General features: G+C 69.3%; 4 protein-coding genes and 1 pseudogene. 4 read left to right on the top strand and 1 reads right to left on the bottom strand.

Annotated features, from left to right (window positions below):
- From ENN83_RS05610 to ENN83_RS05595, 4 genes and pseudogenes are all read left to right on the top strand, one after another.
- A pseudogene (locus ENN83_RS05610) lies at positions 1–518 on the top strand (disulfide oxidoreductase); the annotation flags it as partial.
- Between the two features lie 4 nt (positions 519–522).
- Positions 523–903, top strand: coding sequence for an RNA-binding S4 domain-containing protein (locus ENN83_RS05605; RefSeq protein WP_287185036.1), 381 nt, complete (start codon positions 523–525; stop codon positions 901–903).
- Between the two features lie 51 nt (positions 904–954).
- Positions 955–1,293 (top strand): ferredoxin FdxA, encoded by a 339-nt coding sequence (fdxA, locus tag ENN83_RS05600; RefSeq protein WP_287185033.1) that lies wholly within the window; start codon positions 955–957, stop codon positions 1,291–1,293.
- 273 nt (positions 1,294–1,566) lie between these two features.
- Positions 1,567–2,076 (top strand): CarD family transcriptional regulator, encoded by a 510-nt coding sequence (locus ENN83_RS05595; RefSeq protein WP_287185030.1) that lies wholly within the window; start codon positions 1,567–1,569, stop codon positions 2,074–2,076.
- 84 nt (positions 2,077–2,160) lie between these two features.
- Here the strand turns inward: ENN83_RS05595 and ENN83_RS05590 are convergent, their stop codons facing one another.
- Complete coding sequence (locus tag ENN83_RS05590; protein ID WP_287185028.1) at positions 2,161–4,851, bottom strand: hypothetical protein; 2,691 nt, start codon at positions 4,849–4,851, stop codon at positions 2,161–2,163.
- Between the last annotated feature and the right edge of the window lie 133 nt (positions 4,852–4,984).

The raw sequence follows: 4,984 nt of genomic DNA, 5'->3' as shown, positions 1-4,984 counted from the left end.
TGCGCGCCGAGGATACCCGGGGCGGCTTCGAGGCAAAACCCGACATGCTCTCGATCACCGGCACCACGCTGGAACAGTTCGCCGACCTGATGCGGGGTCTGGGCTACAGCGCCGCGCGCGGCGAGCGGCCCAAGGTCAAGCCCGCGCCGACTCCGCAGGGGGAGGGGTCCGCCGAAGGGGGTGCAGCCTCGGTAGAGGCGGTCCCGCCCGAAGCCGAAATGCCCGGCCCCGAGGCACCCGCAGCCGAGGCTGCCGCCGGGGCGGGCGCGCCCGAGATCGAGGTCTTCTATACCTTCGCCTGGGCGCCGCGTCGCAAGGCGGGCGGCCAGAAGCCGCGCGGCGGCGAGCGGCCCCATGCCAAGGGCAAGCCGCGCGGCGGGAAGGCCAAGGGCAAGCCGGGCGGTCCGCGCCCCGACAAGCCGCAGAATTTCGAGGCCCGCCCCCCGCGCAAGGAAAGGCCGATCGACCCCGACAACCCCTTCGTCGCCGCGCTGATGGGTCTCAGGGACAAGTCCTGACCGCGTGAGCGACCCCTTCCCACGCCCGACGATAAGGCTGGACAAGTGGCTCTGGCAGGCGCGGTTCGTCAAGTCGCGCACGCTGGCCGCCGCGCTGGTCTCGGGCGGGCATGTGCGGGTCAATGCCAACCGCATCGACAAGCCGGGCGCCCGCGTGGGGCCCGGCGACACGCTGACATTCCCGCAGGGCCACGAAATCCGCGTGGTGCGCATCCTCGCGCCCGGCGACCGTCGCGGCCCCGCGACCGAGGCGCGCACCCTCTACGAGGACTTGACCCCGATCAAGGAAATACCCCCCGAAAATCCGCTATATGAGGGTAAGGGGCGGCCCACGAAAAAGGACCGCCGACAGATCGGGCGCCTGAACAAACCCCCGCTTGAATGATCCTTCCGGGTGTTCTAGTTCCTGCCCGACACGAAAACCGAGGGCCCGCCCATGACCTATGTCGTCACCGACAACTGCATCGCCTGCAAATACACCGATTGCGTCGAGGTCTGCCCCGTGGACTGCTTCTACGAGGGCGAGAACATGCTTGTGATCAATCCCGACGAGTGCATCGACTGCGGCGTGTGCGAGCCCGAATGCCCCGCGGACGCGATCCGGCCCGATACCGAACCCGACATGGACGAATGGGTCGAGTTCAACCGCAAGTATTCCCAGATCTGGCCCGTGATCATCACCCGCAAGGACCCGCTGCCCGAGGCCGCCGAACGCGACGGCGAGACCGGAAAGCGCGAGAAGTACTTCTCCGAAGCGCCCGGCGAGGGGGGCTGAGGCCCTCCCGGCCTGCCCTTCGCGCCCGTTTTCGGTCGTATAACAACATTGCTGCCCAAAGCCGAGGGGGTGCGTCTGCGTCGAGGTGCTTTCCTCGCAGCGTTTTTCGTGTTACCTTCTCTTCATAAATGGCCGACCGAATCCTGATCTCCCCGCGCACACAGAAATGTCTGCGGGGTTGTTTTTGGCGTCAGAGCATCAAAACCGTCGGGAATGACGCGTTTCCGGCTTGGTGGCTGGCGCTTTGCAGGGGTCCATGCGAGGAAGAACTGAATGTCGAAGACCAAGAAAGCCGAGTTCCGCCCCAACGACTACGTCGTCTATCCCGCCCATGGCGTTGGAAAGATCGTGTCGATCGAGGAGCAGGAGATCGCGGGCATTCCGCTCGAGCTGTTTGTAATCTCCTTCGAAAAGGACAAGATGACGCTTCGCGTGCCGACCAACAAGGCCACCGAGATCGGGATGCGCTCGCTCTCGACGCCCGACATCGTGTCCAAGGCGATGGCGACGCTGAAGGGCAAGGCCAGGGTCAAGCGGGCGATGTGGTCGCGCCGCGCCCAGGAATACGAACAGAAGATCAATTCGGGCGACCTGATCTCGATCGCCGAAGTCGTGCGCGATCTGCATCGCACCGACGACCAGCGCGAGCAGTCCTATTCCGAGCGTCAGCTTTACGAGGCGGCGCTGGAACGGCTGACCCGCGAGGTCGCGGCGGTGTCCGGTGTGGAGGAAGCCGGTGCGCAGAAGCAGGTGGGCGAGGTTCTGGTCTCGCGCGCTGCCTGATCGGCTCGGAAACCGCCCCCTTGAGGCCGTGGCCCCCGCGCCACGGTCTTTTTCGTGGTCACATCCGACATGCCGCGAGAGGGATCAGCGGCCCGGCAGACTCAGAACCACGTTCCGGCCGTTCTTGACATAGCGCAGGTCGCTTTCGCCGATGGCCGCGACCTGCCCGCCATCCAGCCGGTCGCCGACCTTGACCTTTTCGTAGCGCCCGTTCGCGAGCCGTACCAGCGCGCGGCGTTCACCGGACGATCCGTAGACCCCGATCAGGTTGATCTGGCGCAGGTTGATCGCCTTGGGCAGCGTGGCCTGACGCGCCACACTCGCCGTGGTCGGGATACGCGGTGCCGCGACTGCTGCAGCCGCCGGAACGGCGGGCGCCGTGGCAGCCAGACCACTGGCAAGGTCCGAGGGCCGCGAGGCCGGGCGCGGTGATCGGGCAATGGCAAGCGCGGATGCGAAGGCGTCCTGCTCCGCTCCGATCGCGTCGGCAAGGGCGGCTTCGATATCCGCAGAGCGATCGACCGGTGGCGTCAGCGCGGCGGCGGCCAGCGCGGCCGGTCGCGCAACGGGGCGCAATCCGGGAGTGCCCGCGGACTGCGCGCTTGCGGGCGTCGCAGCGACGGGCTCGGGCACCAGGTCGGCCGGGCGCGGACGCGGGCGGATGGCGGCCAGCCGCGCCGCCGGGGCCGTATCGGCGTCCGTGGCGGCGACGCCCGTGGGGTTGGCCGACGGGCCCGATCCCGCATCCGTGGTCGTGTCGCCAGAGGGTTGTTGGGCCGCGCCCGTCTCGTCGCCTTGGGTGGGGTCGGGTTCGGGCGATATACCGGTTCCGGTGTCGGGTTCGGCCGGTGCGAGCAGATCCGGCTGCGCATCGGTCCCCTCGGTCGGGGCGGCTGTCGGCTGGGGCTGCGGCCGTGGCGGCGGCACGAGGCGGGGGCGCCCCTCGGTCACCGTGACCAGGATCTCGGGACGCGCAGGCGGGATCAGGTCCGGTGGCCCTTCCGTCACGATCACGCCCAGTTCGGTGTCCACCGCCGGGGCCGTTCCGGGCTCTGCAGCGGGCGCACCACTGGCGGCTTCCGGCGCCTCGGACGGGGCCGGGACGGGGGCGGCGGGGCCTGTCTCGGCCGCGCTCTCGGCAACCGCGCCAGGGGCCTCGGGATCCGTCACCGGCTCGGCCGCCCGGCCACGCGGCACCAGAGGCGGCGGGCCTGCAAAGACCAGAACACCGTCGGGGGTCAACGCGCCCTCGGGCGTTGCCGCCACAAGGCCACGCTCGTCCAGAACGAAGACCTCGTCCTGTCCCGGCGGGTCGGCCTGCAAGGGCAGTGGCAGATCATTGTCCCGGCTGACGCGCGGATCGGGCGGGACGGACGCGCCGGGCGGACGAATCGCGGGATCGAGCGCCGTGACGAAAAGATCCCCGATCCGGTCGGACGGCGGCGCCGTCATCGGCTCGGGCGCAAGCTGCCACATCCCGGTGGTCGCGTAACTTTCCGCCGCCTCGGTTTCGCTGAGCGTGGGCGGCGCGATGTTCTCGGCCCCGGCCGGGTCGTCGGGAAGGGCGGCGAGGTCCGCGTCACTCTGTGTGTCCGGCACGGTTCCGGTGTCGGCAACCGTTATCGGGGCATCGGCGCGGTCGGCGGCTTCGGGCAGCAGCGACCAGAGGGCGATCCCCGCCATGGCGACGACCAGCCCGCCGGTCAGGGCCAGCCCAAGCCGCAATTTGCCGTGGCTTTCGATGGTTCTTGATGCGCCGGATCCCAGCGGCGGCAACGATGCGATCCGGGCGGCGGGCCGGACGACCGGGTCGGGATCGGCCGAGGGCACTCGAACCGTTGGCATCCGTCCTGTGGGGGGCGTCGGGTGCGCCGCCGTTGTGGACTTGGGTGTGGCCTTGTCCGATGTCGCTGCATCTGCCGCGCGGCCCGGCGCGTCGGTCACAGACAGGCTCAGCCGCGATGCGCTGCCGGAGGGGGCGTCTTCGGTCGGGGCATCGGTGCCGGAGGGTGGGGGTGAGTGATCCTCGGCGCGGCGACGGGTGGAGAATTGCACAGCCGGATCCGCCGGTCTGGCAGCGGGGAGCGCATCCTTCGTCGGGGCAGGTCCGGCTTCGGATGCGGGCGGAGCGACCGGAGGCTCGGCTTTCGGCTTGCGTTTCGGCGCCGGGCTGGGCGTCGCTTTCGCCGCGGCGGGGCGTTCGCTGCCCCGTGTGGGGCCGGGCCGACCGCCCTGGCGTTCCGATGTCGGTCCCCCAGACTCGGGTATCTCGTCCTTGGACAGAAGCGTCGCGGCCAGCGCGGTCGGGCCGAAGAAGGCCTCGCCCGCAAACCTGTCTTCCGAAGGGCACGCCACAAGGCAGACCGGATTGAACCTGTGCTGCGCCGCGAAGGCTTCGGCCTCGACCAGCGTTTCGCGCGCAACCACGGCCAGCCTTGCGGTGCCCGCCCCGGTTTCCTGCCAGTCGAATACCAGGTCGTCCAGCGCATAGGGCGTCAGCCCGTCAAGCCCGCGTTGCAGGCTTGCGCGCTTTTCGGCGGGGCTGTCGCCGGTGACGGGAAGGGTGGTGTACAGCACATGGCTGTCTGGAATCACCAGCTTGGTCAGCAGCCGTCCGCCCGCCAGGCCCTCGGCGGTGCCGCGCATGAGCTTCAGTGTCTCGCCCAGGCCCGGATCGTCGAGCGACACCTCGCCAAGCTTCTTCCAGCCGCCCTTGCTGCGGTGCTGAAGCCCGATGCCGTCTTCGGAGAGCGTGAGCGCGAAGGCTGGTTCCATTACCGCTTTCTAAACCGGTCGCCCGCCGGCTCCAAACCAGTATCGCGGAACCATAGCAGGAAAATGCCGAGCCATAGAAGAGCCTCGCGACAAATTCAGGGAAGGTGCCTTGCCGCGCGCGCTGCAGCGCGCG

The sequence above is a fragment of the Rhodovulum sp. genome, from assembly GCF_011048875.1.
In the GTDB taxonomy this organism is placed as follows: domain Bacteria; phylum Pseudomonadota; class Alphaproteobacteria; order Rhodobacterales; family Rhodobacteraceae; genus Rhodovulum; species Rhodovulum tesquicola.
The sequence above is the reverse complement of the archived record's forward strand: the minus strand, read 5'-3'. Positions and strand labels throughout refer to the sequence as shown.